This window comes from Stenotrophomonas sp. CC22-02, assembly GCF_004365115.1.
Classification (GTDB): Bacteria; Pseudomonadota; Gammaproteobacteria; order Xanthomonadales; family Xanthomonadaceae; genus Stenotrophomonas; species Stenotrophomonas forensis.
This window is the reverse complement of the sequence record NZ_SOCO01000001.1, coordinates 71,235-89,334: the sequence shown is the minus strand read 5'-3', so window position 1 is coordinate 89,334 and position 18,100 is coordinate 71,235. Positions and strand designations below refer to the sequence as shown.

At 62.0% G+C, this 18,100-nt stretch carries 13 protein-coding genes; 3 read left to right on the top strand and 10 right to left on the bottom strand.

What is annotated here, in order from left to right; translation table 11 throughout:
• Positions 1 to 23: 23 nt before the first annotated feature.
• Positions 24 to 1,673, top strand: coding sequence for a hypothetical protein (locus N440_RS00395; protein ID WP_133933734.1), 1,650 nt, complete (start codon positions 24 to 26; stop codon positions 1,671 to 1,673).
• 185 nt (positions 1,674 to 1,858) lie between these two features.
• Positions 1,859 to 2,986 (top strand): UDP-N-acetylglucosamine 2-epimerase (non-hydrolyzing), encoded by a 1,128-nt coding sequence (gene wecB, locus N440_RS00390; protein ID WP_208322772.1) that lies wholly within the window; start codon positions 1,859 to 1,861, stop codon positions 2,984 to 2,986.
• 85 nt (positions 2,987 to 3,071) lie between these two features.
• On the opposite strand, the gene N440_RS00385 is transcribed toward wecB, so the two are convergent.
• The 10 genes from N440_RS00385 to N440_RS00340 form a co-directional block, all read right to left on the bottom strand.
• A complete protein-coding gene (locus tag N440_RS00385; RefSeq protein WP_133933733.1) occupies positions 3,072 to 3,698 on the bottom strand; it encodes a tetratricopeptide repeat protein in 627 nt (208 codons plus the stop codon).
• A gap of 22 nt (positions 3,699 to 3,720) precedes the next feature.
• Positions 3,721 to 7,287, bottom strand: a complete 3,567-nt coding sequence (locus tag N440_RS00380) for a glycosyltransferase (protein ID WP_166671526.1) — start codon at positions 7,285 to 7,287, stop codon at positions 3,721 to 3,723.
• Between the two features lie 121 nt (positions 7,288 to 7,408).
• Positions 7,409 to 9,670, bottom strand: a complete 2,262-nt coding sequence (locus tag N440_RS00375) for a class I SAM-dependent methyltransferase (protein WP_166671525.1) — start codon at positions 9,668 to 9,670, stop codon at positions 7,409 to 7,411.
• Entirely contained in the window at positions 9,667 to 11,100 is a 1,434-nt protein-coding gene (locus tag N440_RS00370; RefSeq protein ID WP_133933730.1) for an ABC transporter ATP-binding protein, read from the bottom strand. The genes N440_RS00375 and N440_RS00370 overlap by 4 nt, the downstream gene beginning before the upstream one ends.
• Positions 11,090 to 11,914: an ABC transporter permease gene (locus tag N440_RS00365; protein WP_004154081.1), complete on the bottom strand. Its 825-nt coding sequence runs from the start codon at positions 11,912 to 11,914 to the stop codon at positions 11,090 to 11,092. The genes N440_RS00370 and N440_RS00365 overlap by 11 nt, the downstream gene beginning before the upstream one ends.
• A 116-nt stretch (positions 11,915 to 12,030) precedes the next feature.
• Complete coding sequence (locus tag N440_RS00360; protein ID WP_133933729.1) at positions 12,031 to 13,212, bottom strand: cystathionine gamma-synthase; 1,182 nt, start codon at positions 13,210 to 13,212, stop codon at positions 12,031 to 12,033.
• A 133-nt stretch (positions 13,213 to 13,345) separates the two neighbouring features.
• On the bottom strand, positions 13,346 to 14,716 hold the full coding sequence (locus tag N440_RS00355) for a pyridoxal-phosphate dependent enzyme (RefSeq protein ID WP_004154078.1): 1,371 nt from the start codon (positions 14,714 to 14,716) through the stop codon (positions 13,346 to 13,348).
• 301 nt (positions 14,717 to 15,017) lie between these two features.
• Positions 15,018 to 15,254 carry a YdcH family protein gene (locus tag N440_RS00350; RefSeq protein WP_004154075.1) on the bottom strand — a complete coding sequence of 79 codons (237 nt, stop codon included), beginning with the start codon at positions 15,252 to 15,254 and terminating at the stop codon, positions 15,018 to 15,020.
• A gap of 323 nt (positions 15,255 to 15,577) precedes the next feature.
• Complete coding sequence (locus N440_RS00345; protein ID WP_133933728.1) at positions 15,578 to 16,462, bottom strand: OmpA family protein; 885 nt, start codon at positions 16,460 to 16,462, stop codon at positions 15,578 to 15,580.
• The gene (locus tag N440_RS00340; protein ID WP_005415160.1) at positions 16,459 to 16,824 is read right to left on the bottom strand and encodes a DUF4398 domain-containing protein; all 366 of its coding nucleotides are present in this window, start codon (positions 16,822 to 16,824) and stop codon (positions 16,459 to 16,461) included. The genes N440_RS00345 and N440_RS00340 overlap by 4 nt, the downstream gene beginning before the upstream one ends.
• Positions 16,825 to 16,945: 121 nt before the next feature.
• Here N440_RS00340 and N440_RS00335 point away from each other — a divergent pair, with 121 nt between their 5' ends.
• Complete coding sequence (locus N440_RS00335; protein ID WP_053508796.1) at positions 16,946 to 18,073, top strand: PilT/PilU family type 4a pilus ATPase; 1,128 nt, start codon at positions 16,946 to 16,948, stop codon at positions 18,071 to 18,073.
• The last annotated feature ends 27 nt before the right edge of the window (positions 18,074 to 18,100 follow it).

Here is an 18,100-nt window from a genome sequence, read left to right as displayed (position 1 = left end):
GTGAAGAACTCATGGGGAAATGCTTGAACAGTCCATCCAGCTCCAGAAATGCGACGCTCCTCCTGTGCGCGCTCACCCTGGCGGCGGTATTCGTCGCACTCAGCTTCAGGTCGACCCAAGCGGTCGGCATCGATCTGTTCCATCCCGGCCTCTGGGGCGAGGATGGCAGCATCTTCGTCAATGAAGCGCGTGATGCCGGATTGGGCTTCCTGTTCAAGCCTTATGCCGGGTACATGCACCTGATACCGCGAGCCATCTCGTACCCCGCCTCATTCCTGCCGCTGGAGTATGTGCCGCTCGCTTTCCACCTTGCATGGATTGCTGCGTTCTTCACGACGATCTACATCCTGCAATCGCGGCTGTCTTCCATTGGCGTACCCGCCGCACTCTGTGTCTGGGCATTGGTGCTGGTAACGCTGCAACCGCAGGCCGGCGAGGTTTTCTTCACCCTGACCAACATCCAGTGGTTCACGGGGCTGGCGTTGATCACGTATCTGGCCTTCCCGATCACATCGCGCGTGAGCATCGGACAGCTGGCATTGCTGACCATTGCAGGCCTCACCGGGCCGTTCAGCGTACTCGCACTTCCGGTCCTCGCGCTGCGGGCCGTTCTGTTCCGGGACCTGCTCACCAATCGCCGGGTCTACGTTACGGTCGCGATCTGTGCCGCCATTCAAATCGGCTTCATCGTGTTTTCTCCGCGACCGATTGCGTCCAACCCGTCCAGCTTCGATCCGGCGCACCTCCTCGCCGCCATGGTCAAGTTCGTCAGCTTCGGCGGCGTATATCCACTGGCGACCCTGTTTGCGTTCGTGTTCTGGGCGAGCCTGCCCTGGCGACGCATCTTCAATGCAACCGTGTCCCATGCCAGGAACCGGTCTGCACTGGATACCCATGCGGTGGCGCAGTTGACCGCCTTGATCCTGATCCTGACTGCGTTCGGGCTGATACTGGTCGGTTTCCTGCGCGATGATCCCGCCACCATGGGGCCGGTGATCCTGCCGACGGGTGCTGCAGGAGGCAGTCGCTACTATCTCATTCCCTACAGCCTGTTGATCCTGGCTGCGGCAGTATCGAACCATCGGGATTACCCGCGCGCGATCGTCGCACTGGCGGCCTTCTCGATCATCTGTGCCGCCAACCTTGTAAGGCCTGATCGCATCGACCACCAATGGCATGCTTACGCCCAACTCGCACGGGTGATGCCCGGTTCGATCATTCCCATCGCTCCCCGTACCGAGAGCATTCCCGGCTGGTCGGTAGACGCAAGCCAGGCCTATCAGCAGGGCGCCAAGCCAAAGGGCGAGGCCATCATCCCGCTGACGGCCATGGAGGTCAGCAATGGCGAGGTAGCCAGTACCGACGGAAAGCTGGTCATCAGATCAACGTCCGACAGTCTTCTACTCACACTGTCTGCCCGCCCCTGCCCCAGCAGCACCAGCATTGCACTGGAAGTCAAGGGTCGACGCGAGGCTGGCGGATGGATCCAGATCCTTTGGGCCGCAGGTGAGGGGTTCAGCGATCGGGATGGCGTACTGCGGTACTACCCTGCAGGAGACTTCACGGGCATGTTCGCCTTCGACCGTACGCTGGACCAGGACAAGGTCAGGATTCGCCCGGTATTCGCCCCTGGAAAGGCCGAGATCCATCAGGTCAGAATGATCTGTCTCTGATTTCCACCTGGCTGCAGGCAGGAGCTGAACCGCCCGGCCCGCAGCCCGCCTTCGGCCGGAGTCGCCGGGCCAGGGCCTGGGTCAGTTGACGTAGAATGTTGGGGATATACCAACTGAATCTACCAGCTCGCCAGCAGTCGTCCGTCTGACCACTGGCCGAGCGCAGACATGGGATCGAAGGCAAAATGACGCGTCGCAAGAAGGTAATGATGGTTTTCGGCACCCGCCCGGAGGCCATCAAAATGGCTCCGCTGGTCGCCGCCCTGAAGAAGCGTCCGGACCTGGACACCATTGTTGCCGTGACTGCGCAGCACCGCCAGATGCTTGACCAGGTCCTGGAACTGTTTGAGATCACCCCGGATGAGGATCTCAACGTCATGCGGCATGGCCAGACCCTGCCCGATCTGACCTCGCGTATCCTGCAGGACATGGGGAGCGTGATCGCAAAGCACGCCCCGGACATCGTGATGGTGCACGGCGATACAACGACGACCTTCGCTACGTCCCTGGCCGCCTTCTACCAGCGGACTGCCATTGGCCACGTCGAGGCCGGGCTGCGCACCGGCAACCTCTATTCGCCTTGGCCCGAGGAGGCCAACCGCAAGCTGACCGGCGTGCTGGCCAATCTGCATTTCTCGCCCACTCAGACATCTGCCGACAACCTGCTGGCAGAACAGGTGCCCGCTGCGAGCATCCACATCACCGGCAATACCGTGATCGACGCGCTGTTGACGGTTGTGGACAAGATCCGGGACACGGCCAGCCTGCAGTCGGAGCTGGCCGCCCGCTTCCCGTTCCTGGATTCGTCCAAGCGCCTGATTCTGGTCACAGGCCATCGGCGCGAGAACTTCGGCGATGGCTTTGAGCAGATCTGCCACGCCCTGAAGAACGTTGCCTCGCGGGGCGACACCCAGGTGGTGTATCCGGTACACCTCAATCCCAACGTCCAGGAGCCCGTCAACCGCATTCTTCGGGATGCGCCTTCGGTACACCTGATTGAACCGCAGGAGTACCTGCCGTTCGTCTACCTGATGAGTCGCGCGCATATCATCGTCACGGACTCGGGCGGCATCCAGGAAGAAGCCCCTTCGCTTGGCAAACCCGTCCTGGTCATGCGCGACACTACGGAGCGTCCGGAAGCCGTGGCCGCCGGTACCGTGCGCCTGGTTGGCACCGACAGCACCCGTATTACGGCCGAGGTCTCGCGACTGCTCGATGACCCGGACGCTTACGAAACGATGAGCAAGGCCCATAACCCCTATGGTGACGGCAAGGCTTCGGAACGAATCGCGGCAATCATCGCCAACAGCTGAATCCGCGCAATGAAAAGGCCAGCCCGGTCAAGGGCTGGCCTCTTCGTCATCAGCAACGGGATCGTTCTGCCGATGCTCCGTTGGCTTACTTGGCCTCCAGGGCCTTCAGCTTCTCGGCGGCCTGCGCGTTACCCGCATCTGCCGCCTTCTGGTACCACGAACGCGCCTCACCGGCGTTGGCAGGCACGCCCTTGCCTTCCTGGTAGATCTCGCCCAGCTTCAGGGCTGCATCGCCGTTGCCGGCCTGACCCGCCTTGAGATACAGGTTCAGCGCCTCACCTTCGTTCTTCTCGATGCCTTCGCCCTCACCGTACATCGTCGCCAGCTTGTACGCGGCGTCAGCGTTTCCGGCGCCGGCCGATGCCAGCAGCAGGTTGACGGCCTCACCCGAGTTCTGCGCGACGCCCTTGCCTGCCTGATACAGCTTGGCCAGTTCGAACTTTGCCGCGGCGTTGCCGTCTGCTGATGCCTTCAGCAGCAGGTTGGCGGCATTCTCAGCGCTGCCCGGGGCATTGGATGCGATCAGGGCAAGGGCTTCCTGGTAGTTCTTGTCCGCTTCGCTGACCGGGGCAGGTGCAGTGGCGGCTGCACCTGCAGCGTCAGCGCCCTGCGATTCCGGAGCCGCCGCAGCGCCTTCCGGGGACGGCTTGGAGCAGCCAGCGACCACGGAAACCAGCAACAGCGAAGCAGCGGCAATAGTTACTTTCTTCATGACGGAGTACCGACTCGTTGGATTATTGGAGAGCGACGGGATGTTCTTTCAGCGCCGACAGCAGGCGCGCATACTTCATGTAGGCAGAATCCTTCTGCAGCGATGCAAGCTGCTTGCGATCAAAGCCTGGACGGACAGGATTACACCACACCTCGATCATTTTTTCCGTCAGATCGGACACGAAGCCGGCACGGGAAACCAGCCCATCTATTGAGCCCTGGTAATCCAGGATATCAACAGCTGGCTCGACCAGATGCACACCGGGCAGGCCGTCGTACTCACTGGCAACTCCCACCCTCGGGAAGATCACAGGCAGATCACTGGCCAAGGCTTCGAGGAACGTCAATGGCCCACCTTCGAAGAAGCTGGCACCAACAAATGCATCTGCCATCGCATACAGCTCCCATGGCGCACTGGTCGGCTCAATGAGCAACACCCTTGATCCGAGCCCGGCCTGCTTCACCAGCGCCTGCAGCTCAGCATGCAGGCCCTTTTCGTAGACCGGGCCCACTACAACCAGCTTCGCATTGTCACAGCCGTGCACGGCGTGACTGAAAGCCCGGACAACATCAATGTGGTTCTTCTGATGATTGACTGCCGCCATATCAAGGAAGATGAAGTCATTGACTCCGATGTTGTGCTGGCGACGCAGCCGGTTGCGGACCGCCATGCGGTCGATGGAGGTGAAGCGGTCAACGTCGATGCCGTTGTTGATCACGCTGCAGCGATCTGCCTCGACACCAATACGGCGCACCGAGTATTCCTTGACCGTCTCCGACACTGCAACGAACCGGGTAGTGAGCGCAGCCGCCTCCTGGAAGCGCCGCAGCTCTTCGCCCGCCAGCCACATGTAGATGTTGTGGATGACCTGGACGACAGGCACATCCAGCTCACGGCAAACGTCGATCCCCTCGATCGAGTAGTGCGAGAGCAGCACTTTCGGCTTGAGCCTCTGCAGCACCTCGCGATAGGCCGACGCCGAGTACTCGATGGCAACCAGTTGCTGGCCGAGACGGCGCGCGCGCTCAGCAGCCGGCCCCTGCGTTCCCAGCACCAGCAGGGTCAAGCGCATTCCGCAGCCACGGAGGAACTCGTTGAGTTCAACCACAACGTTTTCCAGGCCCCCGGCTTCAAAGTTGCCCACCTGCACCAGCACGTCCACCTCGGAGTGCTCCGGCACATCCTGGCCCATCGGCCTACCGGAATCGCCCAGCAGATAATCCGCCAGCTCCAGTGCTCCACGATCCCGCGCCGACTTGATCCGCTGGTAGACGCCGAAATTGAACTGAGCCATCTCGGAGATCCTGGCGCGTTCGGGAACGCGGCCGGCGTTGAACTCGTCAACCGGAATCGACAGCATGCCCAGATCGGAGAAGTCACCGATCTGGTCCGAGTCGATGATGGGCACGATGCCGTTGGCAAGATATTCAACAATCTTGGTCGGGCACGCGACGTTGTTGACGACTGAATCCTCACGAAGGATGAAGCCAAAGTCGCACTTGCGATAGAAGCGCATCAGTGCGTCGTGACTCATCGAGTCGAACACGACCTTGTTGTCCGGGTCGATATCCGCAGCGATCTCACTTGCGGTTTCCGGATCGGGGGAAAGGAAGTAGCTCGTGCAGTGCTCCTGTACAGCAATCATGCTGCGCAGGGTCTTCTCCGGCTGCTGCCACTTGTGCAGACCGCCGGCATAGACCGCAATCGGCTTCGCGTTGTTCTTCTCGCCGAGGAAGGGCACGAAGCTGGGGAACATCGGGAAATGCACGAATTCCGGAGACGGGTGATTCCGGTATTTTCCCTGCAGGTACTTCTGCATCACACCGGAAACGACCACAACCCGACCGGCGTGGGCAAACGCGTACTCTTCCAGACGCTCGTACTTGACCGCATTGAAATAGTCGTGATGCATCCGGAACTCTTCCGGAACCACGCCATGGATATCGACCACCGATTTAACGAACGGCAGCCGCAGCAGCCTGGAAACGCCCAGGCCACTCATCCGCAGCACGCTATGGAAATAGATCTTGCGGGAACGGAGCACGAATGCCAGCACGGTTGCCCAGAGCACCGCCTTCTTCAGGCGGCTGCCGATCGGACGAATAACGATGACCCTGGGTTGCGGACGATCGATTACCGACGTACGGCCCACCAGGTCTGCGGTCTCGACATACAAGCGCCACTGGTCCGACACCAGCCGGTCCACCATCTGAATCCGCTGGAAGTAGCCGTCCTTCTCCCGCTCGGGATAGAAGTAGCCCCCGAAGAACACGGTGCCCCGGAAGTTCAGCAGTGTCTGCAGCCCTTTCCTGACTCCCCAGAGCAGCTTGCCAATTCCGGAGCGCTGGGCCCACTCCTGCTTCACCCATTCGGTACTGGCCGCGGCGGCTTGTGCGCCACCAGCCGCGCCCCCACGCAGCGAGGCATTGATGCTGAAGTTCGCATCCACCACAGACCAGATATGTTCCAGCAAACGCTCGCCACGGGTGACAAGTTCGGCGGGGTCAACGGCCGCATGGCCAGGTGACGACAGCCATTGCTTCACGTCAGCATTGAAGCCATTCCACTCAACGGCAAGAGGAGCGAACGCATCCGCACGTTCAATCGCCGTACGCACCCGCGTGGAACGCTTGGCGGAATGGAGGAATTCACCCTTCAGATTGACGTATTCGACGGCATGGTGGGCAACCAGCCTATCGACCGTGCCAAGGTGCAGCTGCAGCAGATGCACCTGATCCGCGCTGGCGTCATTGGCTTCGCGAACCACATGCCTGAAGTCCGCCAGGAAAGAGGCCAGCGGCTTCTCAGGTCGGCGTCGCCATGAAACCCCATGCTTCGATTCCAGATAACGCAGATTCTCCTTCGCGCGGCCTGCGAAATAGCTGTAATCAAGCTTCCCGAATGATGCAGATCCAAAATGATGGATGTACACGTCGCGGGCAAGTGCAATGGCGTAGCCCTTCTCGCTCAGGCGCAGGCAGTAGTCGTCGTCCTCGAATCCACCGGGGAAGAATGTCTCATCGAGCAGGCCAACATCCTCAAGCGCTCCGCGTTCAATGAAAACGCAGAAGAACGTGACGTCACATTCCTGTACGCAACCACGGAACTCCCTGTAACGCTGCTCCGCCTGGTCGGCTACCTGCTGGTACGCCTTGTCGAAGGCCTTTGCAGATGCGGCAACCTGCTGCAGGTCCAGCGCATTGAGATCTGGAACGCATTGTTCGCTGTCGGCCCGATTGGTAACCGCGCTTACCACCGGATACCCATGCGCCAGCTGGCGGTCCATCCAGCCATTGGTGACGATGACATCGCTGTTCAGCAGACAGATCTGGCTGATCGTCGAGTCCTCGAGCAGCGCTTTGATCCCGACGTTGTTACCGCCACTGAACCCCAGATTCTGCTCGTTCTGAATGTAGGTCCACTGTCCGCTGGCGAACTCCGGAGCTGACGTGACGTACGCCTGGATCCTCTGGCGCTCTTCGGCGGAAGAGGCATTGTCGACAATGATCAACTTGTAGGTTGCATCATTCTTCGCCCTTGAAACACTCCGCAACGTAACAATCGCAGCATCCGCAGCGTTGTACGTCACCATCACGATCCCTATCACTTCACTGCCCCTGATTCCATTGCGCTCATTACGGCACCACATCCATTTCTGTGAATTTGATCACACATACCGCCCCACTGGCTACCTGCCACCGAGAGCAGCGTCATCGCTTCCGCAACTGCGTCTCAAGCATCGCGATAATCCTGTCGCGGGATGCAATTTCCGACTGCATCTCCCGGGCCAGATTCTGCGAGTGCGAATCGAGCTCAACGATCTTTCCAGCAAGCTCCTCGACCCGGCTGTGCTCCCTGATTACTTCACCAGCCAGTTCTTCGGCGCGGGCATTCTGGCGCATTATCTCGGCAGCCAGCTCGTCATTACGCTGGTTGCGCTCGATCACCTGCGAAGCGAGGGCATCGGCATGGGCCTGGAGCCTCTGCATGCCCGCGTTCAGATCCATGGCCTCGAGCGTCTTGGCGCTGTTGCCGGAATGGACCGCTCTCAATTCAGCCTTGAGGTGATCAATCTGACGTTCGAGGAATCCGCGGGACTCCCGCGCGAACGCGCCAGGACGTTCGGCAGCCGTTCCCACCACAGCCAGCATGTAGGCGGCACGCGCACTCTTGTCGAACAGCAAGGCCATTTCGGCGAGTCCGAAAGGCAGCGGCGCGTGCTCGGCACCTATGACGTTCAGCCATGCAGCCAGCCAACTGTTCTTCGGGCCGCCTGTTGAAAGGCGCCGGACCAGACTGATGGATCGGTACAGCAGACCACGGACCTGATCGAATTCATTGCGCCCGGCATGGATCACCGCGCGCAGGAACAGCGCATCCAGCGTTTTGTTGCCGAGGATGGGGCTATAGGGAACGGGGTCAATTTCCGAGCAGACGGTGAGATAGTGCTCAGCCTCGGCCATATTGCTCTGGAGAAACTCCGAGAAGCCCCATGCATAGGCAATCGACACTCTCCAGCGACGCTGGTGAGGATTGGTCAACTTGCCTTCAAGATAGCGGTCAACCGCCCGCTTCAGCGCCTCGCGCTCATCATGCCTGCCACTTTCAATCTGCTCATAGACCAACCCGCACAGCGCGGCACCAGAATCAACGGACTGCGGCGGAGCGCTGGCGAACACCTTGCGACGGAAACGGGCAAGCAGGTTCGGATTGGTCGAACGCTGGCCAATAGCCACCATCGCCTTGACCAGCCACGGATTGAGATAGTCACGCGCGAACGCAGACACATTGAAGCGCGACGAACTCGGTATCTCCCATGCGGTTTCCTTGAAAACCGCCCCACCCGGCTCGGTAGGATCCTTCATCCCGAGAAACACCACCCATTCGGCCTCTTCATACTCCGGCTCGTTGACATCCACCTCTCGCCACGACCGGGGCGAGAAATGGCATTTCATCGCACCGCCAGCTACCTGGATGAAGGCCTTCTCCAGAAGGAACGTCGAAGAAACTTCAGCCCTCAGCTTGTCCCAGGTATAGACATGCAGATGGAAGGGATTCGGGTCACGCCCCGTCTCATCGGTCCAATCGTTGGGAGCGCAGAGCATGACCCTGCCGCCGGGTGCCAACACACGCTTCAGCTCGCGGAGATAGCGATCAGGATGAGGGACGTGTTCGATGGTTTCGAACGCTGCAATGAAATCAATGCTCGCATCAGCGATGCCGGTCAGCGATTCCGCATCTCCGACCGCATACTGGACCTTGCCTGGAAGCGCATAATGGGCACGAGCATACTCGATACCAAAATCGCTCAGATCCACACCAAGAACCGAACCGGCCAGCGTGGTTTCGAACAGCATGCGGGAGCCATAACCCAGGCCACAGGCGACGTCGAGCACGCGATCACCGGGCCGGATGTACTCGGCGGCGTATCGATACCGGACACAGTGCGCATCACTGCGCCGGCCCGTCTCGCGAAGCATATCGGTGTGCAGCAGGCGCTCTTCGTCCAGAACCTCGAGGTTGAAGCTCTTCAACGCATCATCGGGTACACGCTCGAAGGGCGCCACGAAGCAGCCCTGGGCGACATTGAGCGATGCATATGGATTGACATCGTAGTAGGCCGCCGCTTTACGGTAACCGACAGTGATCACCCGTCGTTCCAGCGCCTCCCGCTCTCGCAGTGCGGCCTCAGCCTGCTCCTGGATATCGTGGATGACCAGAATGTAGCGGACGCGATCGGCATAAAGCTCTGGAAGGTTCGCAAGAACCTCATCCACTGCCCCCCGAAGATCGAGAACTACAGCATGTGGCACCTTCCCTTCGACAGGCTCATCGATCGCATCCAGCAGGTTCCCGCGCAGGGCTGCGGCGATTTCCTTTGCATCCCTACCGATGCAGAGGTAGTAGCCAAATCCAAACGCATCGCGCACGTCATTGGAGAACCTGCCGATGTCAAAGGTACGCTCGGTCACCATGTAGCACTCATCCTCAGGTCGAAACTTCCGCCAAAATGGTAGGCCTTCTGGTCCAGGAACACCTGGAAAAATGCCGCTTCATCCTTCCAGTGAAGGATGGTCTGATCAGAGTAATCCGGCTGTCCTTCATGCGAAATGATGGCCTGGATCTCGTAGAACCCTGGACCCAGCGGGCACACGAAGTCGAACAAGGCCGAGGCTTCTTCGCCCTTGTCGAATTTCCGCTCCCAGAACACAGGCGCCTGACTCATCCCGGCCGCGACCTGCATGTCCTGGTTGAGTGTTCCCCACGAGTAGATCTTCAGGCCTTCGCGATTGCGGATCCGTAGCGATACGTTCAGGTTCTTGAGGTCGACCTGCGCCTTGAACTGAATCTGGATCCTGACCTTCTCGCCCGGATAGAACACGGCACACGGCTCACCCGTTTCATCAAGGGTGACCACTCGCTGCACCAGTGCGTGCCCGGTTCCGGTCGACGTTTCATCGATCTCCGGAACCTCCAATGCGGTGACATCTTCAGTCGCCGGGTCAGGGGCCACGGGCGCATCCTCGGACGGCATGACGCTTGCCGGCAGCGCCACCTCGTTGCCGTCAGCCGATGGGTCGATACCTTCAACCACGATATGCCGCTCCGCCAACGAGGCGAAGTACTTGGACTCTTCGTTGTTGATCAGGCGCCGGTACGCACGCAGCGTCTCCGAAGACGTGCCCATCGCAATGGCGCGCCCCTGGTGCAGAAGCAGCGAGCGCCGGGTAACCGTCCGCACTGTTTCCTGATCATGGGACACGAACAGGATGGTCACCCCATCATCGGCCAGCCGGTTGATACGGGCAAAGCAGCGCTTCTGGAACAGCGCATCACCTACCGCCAGAGCTTCATCGATGATGAGAATATCCGGATCGATCTGCACCTGCACTGCGAAGGCCAGGCGTACCAGCATGCCACTGGAGTAGGTTTTGATCGGCCGCTCGAGATGCTCACCGATATCGGCGAAAGCAGCAATTCCGTCGAAGCGCGCATCGATCTCCGCGCGCGACAGACCCAACAGCATGCCGTTGAGATAGACATTCTCGCGACCGGAGAATTCGGGATTGAACCCCGACCCCAGCTCGAGCAGCGCCGCAATGCGTCCACGCGTCTGCACCGAGCCCTGCGTAGGCGTCAGAACGCCGGTGATCAGCTGCAGAAGTGTGCTCTTGCCGCTGCCGTTGCGGCCAATGACGCCAAAGGCCTCACCGCGGGGCACTTCAAAACCGATGTCCCTGAGAGCCCAGAACTCGGAGAAATACTTGGGTGGCGTCCTTCCCAGTGCGCCATGGACGCGGTTGGCGAGCGCCTGCTTCATTCGCGTGGCGGGATTGGGATAGATCTGGTAGCACTTGCCCAGATCCTCGACTCGAATGGAAATATTGGTATCAGAGGACATCGGCAAACCCGGCTCGTGAACGCTGGAAGACCCAAAGTCCGAAAGATGCCACCACAACGGACACACCCAGGTAGATGAACCACTGTTTCCAGTCGATCATCACGCCGTGGTAAAGCAGTGCACGCACCTGCTCAACGGCAACGCTGATGGGGTTGAGCATGATGGCCCCGCGGTACTTTTCGGGCAGGGCGGTGATGGGATAGAAAATGGGAGCAAGGAACATCAATGCAGCCAGAAGCCCCGTTACGATGTGGGTGATATCGCGGACGTAGGTGCCGAGGGCTGCAAGGCTCCAGCAGATCCCGAGGGTGAGAATGCCAAGCGGAATCAGCGGCAGAACCACCAGAGGTACAGTCGCGTGCAATCCGCCCTTGATGACGAGATAGAACACAACCCAGATCACAAAGCCGATCAATGCGTGGAACAGGGCACTGATCAGATTGATGATCGGCAGCAGCTCCAGAGGGAACACGATCTTCTTGACGTAGCTCTGATTGGTGAGGATCAGGGTTGGCGCCTTGGCCACGCATTCGGAAAAGAACGTGAACACCAGCAGGCCCGGGAACAGCACCAGTGAGAAATCGATGCTCGACTGCTGCGCGATACCCTGCCACTTCGAACGAAGTACTTCAGTGAAGAAGAAGGTGTACACGCCCAGCATGATCATGGGATTGAACAGCGCCCAGAGGACGCCCATGGTCGCGCCTCTATAGCGGATTTCGATCTCGCGCCGTGACAGGCCGACAATCAGATCGCGATTGTCAACCAGGGTCCGGCCGAGCTTCAGCAGAGACCCACTAAATTGTTGTGCCATCAAGCCAACTCCAAAGTTCCAATCAATTGCAGACAGGCATCGGTGCCTGGATGCAGCACCCTGTCCATGCGGGGCGCATGAAGCAAAGCGCATTCGCCCTCTCTGCGCCGGCAGTACTAGTGCGCTGCAACCAGTGCCCGTTCCAGATCCACCTGCAGATCCCCCAGCTCTTCAACACCCACGCTCAACCGCACCAGCGCGTCACTGATGCCCAGCTGTTCGCGGCGTGCGACCGGGATCGAGGCATGCGTCATCACCGCCGGGTGGTTGACCAGGCTCTCCACGCCGCCCAGCGACTCGGCCAGGGTGAACAGCTCGGTCTTCTCGCAGAAACGCTTGGCCGCCTCGAAACCGCCCTTGAGCACGATCGAGACGATACCGCCGTAGCCGGCCATCTGCTTGCCGGCGAGTTCGTGCTGCGGATGCGACGGCAGGCCCGGGTAGATCACCTTCTCCACCGCCGGGTGCTTTTCCAGCCACTGCGCCAGCGCCAGCGCGTTGGCACAGTGCGCCTTCATGCGCAGCGGCAGGGTTTTCAGGCCACGCAGGGCCAGGAAGCTGTCGAACGGACCCTGCACGCCCCCCACCGAGTTCTGCAGGAAGGCCATCTGCTCGGCCAGTTCGGCGTTGTCGCCCACCACGACCATGCCACCGACCATGTCCGAGTGGCCATTGAGGTACTTGGTGGCCGAATGCAGGACCAGATCGGCACCCAGTTCCAGCGGCCGCTGCAGCATCGGCGAAGCAAAGGTGTTGTCCACCACCACGATCAGGCCATGGCGCTTGGCGATGGCGGCGACCGCGGCGATGTCGACGATCTTCAGCATCGGGTTGGTCGGGGTCTCGATCCAGACCATCTTCGTCTTCGGCGTGATCGATGCCTCGAACGCATCCAGATCGGTCAGGTCGACAAAGCTGAAATCCAGCCCGGCGGTGCGTCGACGCACGCGCTCGAACAGGCGGAAGCTGCCCCCGTAGATGTCATCCATCGCCACCACATGACTGCCGGCATCCAGCAGTTCGATCACGGTGGAGCTGGCCGCCATGCCCGAGGCGAAGGCGAAGCCGCGGGTGCCGCCCTCCAGCGATGCCACGCAACGCTCGTAGGCGAATCGGGTCGGGTTGTGGGTACGCGAGTACTCGAAGCCCTGGTGCTCGCCCGGGCTGGACTGGGCATAGGTCGAGGTGGCGTAGATCGGCGGCATTACCGCACCGGTGCTCGGGTCCGGCGACTGGCCGCCGTGGATGGCCAGAGTGGCCAGGGCCAGTGCCCGGTCGGGCGAAGAGGAGTGGGACATGTCGTTTCCTGAATGGCGCCGACCTGCGGCGCCGTCAAAGGATCGGGAGTCTACCAGCGAGGCCTTAACGACCTTTGACGCAGATAAACCGGAATTCAGTGGCGATCTGTGACGATCTACAGGGATCTTCGGCTTACTGCACGCGACGGCGCAGATAGTTCAGCAGGTCGATGCGGGTGATCAGGCCCAGGAAGCTGTTTCCATCCATCACGATCGCCACCTGGCCGCGGTCGAACACTGGCAGCAGGGCCTCGATCGGCGACTTCACGTCCAGCCGGTCCAGCTTGCTGACCATCGCGGTGGCGACGGTGTCGCGGAAGCGCGCTTCATCGCCATAGACGTGCAGCAGCACGTCGCTTTCGTCGACGATGCCGACCAGCTGATCGCCGTCCATCACCGGCAGCTGGGAGACGTCGTACAGCTTCATGCGCTGGTAGGCAGTGGTCAGCAGGTCGTTCGGGCCGATCACCACGGTGTCGCGCTGGCCGTACGGGCGCAGGATCAGGTCACGCAGGTCGCCGTGCTGCGGGCGCTGCAGGAAGCCGTTGTCCAGCATCCAGTAGTCGTTGTACATCTTCGACAGGTACTTGTTGCCGGTGTCCGGCACCAGCACCAGCACCTTCTTCGGCGTGGTCTGCTCGCGGCAGTACTTCAGGCCGGCGGCCAGCAGGGTGCCGGTGGACGAGCCACCCAGGATGCCTTCCTTGCCCAGCAGCTCGCGCGCGGTGTGGAAGCTCTCGGCGTCGCTGATGGCATAGGCCTTGGTGACACGGCTGAAATCGGAGATCGACGGCAGGAAGTCCTCGCCGATGCCTTCGACCAGCCAGCTGCCCGACTTGTCGTTGAGGTTGCCCTCATTGATGTACTCGGCCAGGATCGAGCCGACCGGATCGGCCAGCACCAGTTCGGTCTTCGGCGACAGTTTGGCGAACGCGCGCGACAGGCCGGTCATGGTGCCGGAGCTGCCGCAGCCGAACACGATGGCGTCCAGATCGCCGCCCATCTGCTCGAGGATCTCCGGGCCGGTGCCGAACTCGTGCGCGGCCGGGTTGTCCGGGTTGCCGAACTGGTTGATGAAGTACGCGCCCGGGGTCTGCTCGGCGATGGTCTTGGCCAGGTCCTGGTAGTACTCGGGGTGGCCCTTGGCGACGTCCGAGCGGGTCAGACGCACTTCGGCACCCATCGCCTTCAGGTTGAAGATCTTCTCGCGGCTCATCTTGTCGGGAACGACCAGGATCAGCTTATAGCCCTTCTGCTGGGCGACCAGCGCCAGGCCCAGGCCGGTGTTGCCGGCGGTGCCCTCGACCAGGGTCGCGCCCGGCTTCAGATCTCCCCGCTGCTCCGCCGCCTCGATCATCGACAGGCCGATGCGATCCTTGATCGATCCGCCCGGGTTGGCGCTCTCGAGCTTCAGATAGAGCTCGCAGACGCCGGTGTCCAGGCGCTGGGCCTTGACGATCGGGGTCTGGCCGATGAGTTCGAGGACGGAAGAATGGATGGGCATTCGGGGACTGTCGGTTCGCGCCGCACTGGGCAGGACCGATGATTATCCGCCGGATGGCGTTGAATGTCAGGTCGGAATCGGCCTACCCGGACGCCCGCCCTGAAAGAGATGCGGGCGGCCCCGGATCGACGAGGAGACCGGTACCGCCCGCATCGGTGAGTTGTGCCTGCAGGCCAAGGCACCACCGCCTGTGGTGCCTTGGCGCGGCCGCCTCATCGGCGGTGCCGCGATGCCGGGGCAGGAGCGCCCGGCGGGGCCATCACTGGCCGGGGTCACGCCGTTCCGGGCGCGACGGGGTGCGTCAAAGCGTGGGGGACGTCATCGGGAGCGGTGTTTCGTACATTCGCAGAAGTCGTTGCTTGGCCAGCAGCTTCTCGCGCTTCATGCGACCCAGGGTGACATCATCGATCGGGAGTACGCCCAACTCCGCGTCCATGCACTTCTTGTTCAACTTGCGGTGCTGGTCATGGAGTGCCCTGAACTCCGGATCACGCGCGCGACGTGCGTCGATCTCGCTCTGGGGCTGATCTTCAAACATGATGGACCTCCTTCGACAGATACACGAACGCCCCGGCCGCAAGGCACGGGGCGTTGTTCATGGAGGAGCGCCGGTCGATGGCCACCTGGACGCCTGCAACGACCTGCGGCACTGGCCTGCGCACGTCGATCTGCTGCGGTTCGCGCCCTGCTTGCATCGGCCCGGCCCTCCCATCGTCCGGTCCGCGGCATTGCGTCCCGGACGATTGACCCTACGCCTGCTCCGGGCGGGGTTCAAGCCCCTGCGTCAAAAAGACCGAACCCCGCCGGGGCGGGGTTCAGGCTGAATGCTCATCGCAACGAAAAACAAACAATATCAATCAATTACGGGGCGATGATGACCTCGGCCGAGCGCGCCCGGGTGGAGGCTGCCTTCTTGCCGCTGACCTGGATCCGGTTGCTGGCGACACCGGCCGCGACCAGGGCGTCACGCAGCGCTTCGGCCCGCTTCTGGCCCACGCCATTGGCGCTGTCGTAGGCCTCGATGCGCAGGCGGCCCTTCTTGCCGATGTTCAGGTATTCGGCCAGTGCCTTGGCCTGGTTGCGGGCGCCGCCGGACAGGCTGGAGGCGCCGGCGGCGAACGCGTCACCATTGAAGGTGAAGACCTCGCCGCGGCCATCGAACTTCGAGCCCGGCAGTTTCTGTCCGGACACCAGCTCGGCTTCCTCGCGGGCCAGCTTGGCGGCGTTCTGCTGGGCGGCGCTGAGGCGCTGCTGCTGCTTGCCGGCCACGCTGGTCAGGGCGTTCTCGGCGTCCTGACGGGCCAGGGTCTCGGCCTCGGCCGCCTGGCGCAGGCGCTCGGCCTCCTCGGCCTGCATCTGCGCCTGCATGCGCAGCTGCTCCGCTTCCTGGCGGGCGCGGGCCGCATCGCGGCGGCTGGCCTCGATCAGCAGATCGCTGCGGGTACGTTCCAGGCGGTCGACCTCACGCGCAGCCATCGCGGTACGCACGGCGGTCTCGGCGATCTCCACCCGGCGCTCGGCCAGATAGGTGGCCAGTTCCTGGTCGCGGCGCTTGGCCTTGTCCAGGGTAGCGATCGCCTGCTGGGCCTGCATGCGCTCGAAGGCGCCCAGCTCAGCGGTGTCGGGGTTGGCCTGGATGGCCATCAGGCGCTGGCTCAGCTGCGCGACCATCGGGTTGTCGGCGGCCACGGCCAGGGTCGGCAGCGCCAGCAGCGCGGCCAGGGTTGCGGCAGTCATCGGCTTCACCGGCGGTCCTCCCCGGTCGACAGCTGGCGTTGCAGCTGGTTGACCTCGTTGCGGCGCAGCTGCAGCTGCGCCGTGACGGTGGCTTCCTCGCTGCGGACGCGGGCCAGGTCGGCGTCGGCGGCGGCTCGCAGGGCCATCGCCGGGGCGTTCTTGCGCTCGCGGCGGTCGCCGGCGGCACGCTGGGCCTGCTCCAGCCCCTGGCGGGCCAGCCCGATCAGGTCCGGGGCGTACTGGTCGGCATCGGCCTGGGTGGCCTTGTCCACCGCCTGCCGGGCCTGCGCCAGTTCCAGCGCGGCGTCCTGCGCCCAGGCGGGGGCAGACAGTGCGAATGCAAACGCCATCACATACAGGCCATGGCGCATTCGTGCGAAGCTAAGTCGTTTCATTGGGGAGGCCGTACCGGTTGTCGGTTCACGGCCATTGTCGTCAAGCCGACACCGTGCTGGCAACGGGCGTCGGCCGTTTCGTTGGGGAAAATTCGCAATGGATATCGGCTACTTCCTGAAGCTGATGACCGAAAAGAACGCTTCGGACATGTTTCTGACCACCGGGGCACCGGTCTACATCAAGATCGAGGGGAAGCTCTATCCGCTGGGCAATACCGGCCTGCCGCCGGGCATGGTCAAGAAGATCGCCTACTCGCTGATGGATGAAGGCCAGGTGCCGCAGTTCGAACGCGAGCTGGAGCTCAACATGGCCATCGCCCTGCCCGATGCCGGGCGCTTTCGCGTCAACGTGTTCAAGCAGCGGGGCGAGGTCGGCATGGTCATCCGCGCCATCCGCAGCCGGATTCCGAGCATCGAGGAGCTGAACCTGCCGCAGGTGCTGAAGGACGTCATCATGACCCCGCGCGGGCTGGTGCTGGTGGTGGGGTCCACCGGCTCGGGCAAGTCCACTTCGCTGGCGTCGATGATCGACCACCGCAACAGCACCACCACCGGGCACATCCTCACCATCGAGGACCCGATCGAGTACCTGCACAAGCACAAGATGTCGATCGTCAACCAGCGCGAGGTCGGGCTGGACACCCATGCCTTCCACAACGCGTTGAAGAACGCGATGCGTGAAGCGCCGGACGTGATCCTGATCGGCGAGATCCTGGACGCGGAAACCATGGAGGCGGCGATCGCCTTCGCCGAGACCGGGCACCTGTGCCTGGCTACCCTGCACTCCAACAACGCCGACCAGACCATCGAGCGCATCCTCAACTTCTTCCCGGAAAGCGCGCACAAGAATGTGCTGATGAACCTGGCGCTGAACCTGCGCGCGGTGATCAGCCAGCGCCTGGTGAAGAACAAGGAGGGCCGTCGCCTGCCGGCCACCGAGGTGCTGATCAACACGCCGATGATCCGCGACCTGCTGCGCCGCGGCCAGGTGCACGAGATCAAGGCGGCGATGGAAGGGTCGCTGGAGGAAGGCATGGAGAGCTTCGACCAGTGCCTGTTCCGGCTGGCCAAGGCCGGCGTCATCGATCAGGAGGAAGCGCTGCGCGCGGCCGACTCACGCGATGGCCTTGCGCTGAAGTTCCGCCTGTCCGAAGGCAGCACCGGCGAGCACGACCCGTACGCGGATTTCTCGGCCGGCGCACCCAGCATCACCCACGGCTTCTAGAAAAAAGGGGACGGAGGGAATTAAGTC

What these genes read in the sequence shown, in the direction of transcription:
- wecB (WP_208322772.1), top strand. Translation starts at nt 1,859, where the DNA reads ATGACGCGTCGCAAGAAGGTAATGATGGTTTTCGGCACCCGCCCGGAG.
- N440_RS00385 (WP_133933733.1), bottom strand. Translation starts at nt 3,698, where the DNA reads ATGAAGAAAGTAACTATTGCCGCTGCTTCGCTGTTGCTGGTTTCCGTG.
- N440_RS00370 (WP_133933730.1), bottom strand. Translation starts at nt 11,100, where the DNA reads ATGTCCTCTGATACCAATATTTCCATTCGAGTCGAGGATCTGGGCAAG.
- N440_RS00365 (WP_004154081.1), bottom strand. Translation starts at nt 11,914, where the DNA reads ATGGCACAACAATTTAGTGGGTCTCTGCTGAAGCTCGGCCGGACCCTG.
- N440_RS00360 (WP_133933729.1), bottom strand. Translation starts at nt 13,212, where the DNA reads ATGTCCCACTCCTCTTCGCCCGACCGGGCACTGGCCCTGGCCACTCTG.
- N440_RS00355 (WP_004154078.1), bottom strand. Translation starts at nt 14,716, where the DNA reads ATGCCCATCCATTCTTCCGTCCTCGAACTCATCGGCCAGACCCCGATC.
- N440_RS00350 (WP_004154075.1), bottom strand. Translation starts at nt 15,254, where the DNA reads ATGTTTGAAGATCAGCCCCAGAGCGAGATCGACGCACGTCGCGCGCGT.
- N440_RS00340 (WP_005415160.1), bottom strand. Translation starts at nt 16,824, where the DNA reads ATGCGCCATGGCCTGTATGTGATGGCGTTTGCATTCGCACTGTCTGCC.
- N440_RS00335 (WP_053508796.1), top strand. Translation starts at nt 16,946, where the DNA reads ATGGATATCGGCTACTTCCTGAAGCTGATGACCGAAAAGAACGCTTCG.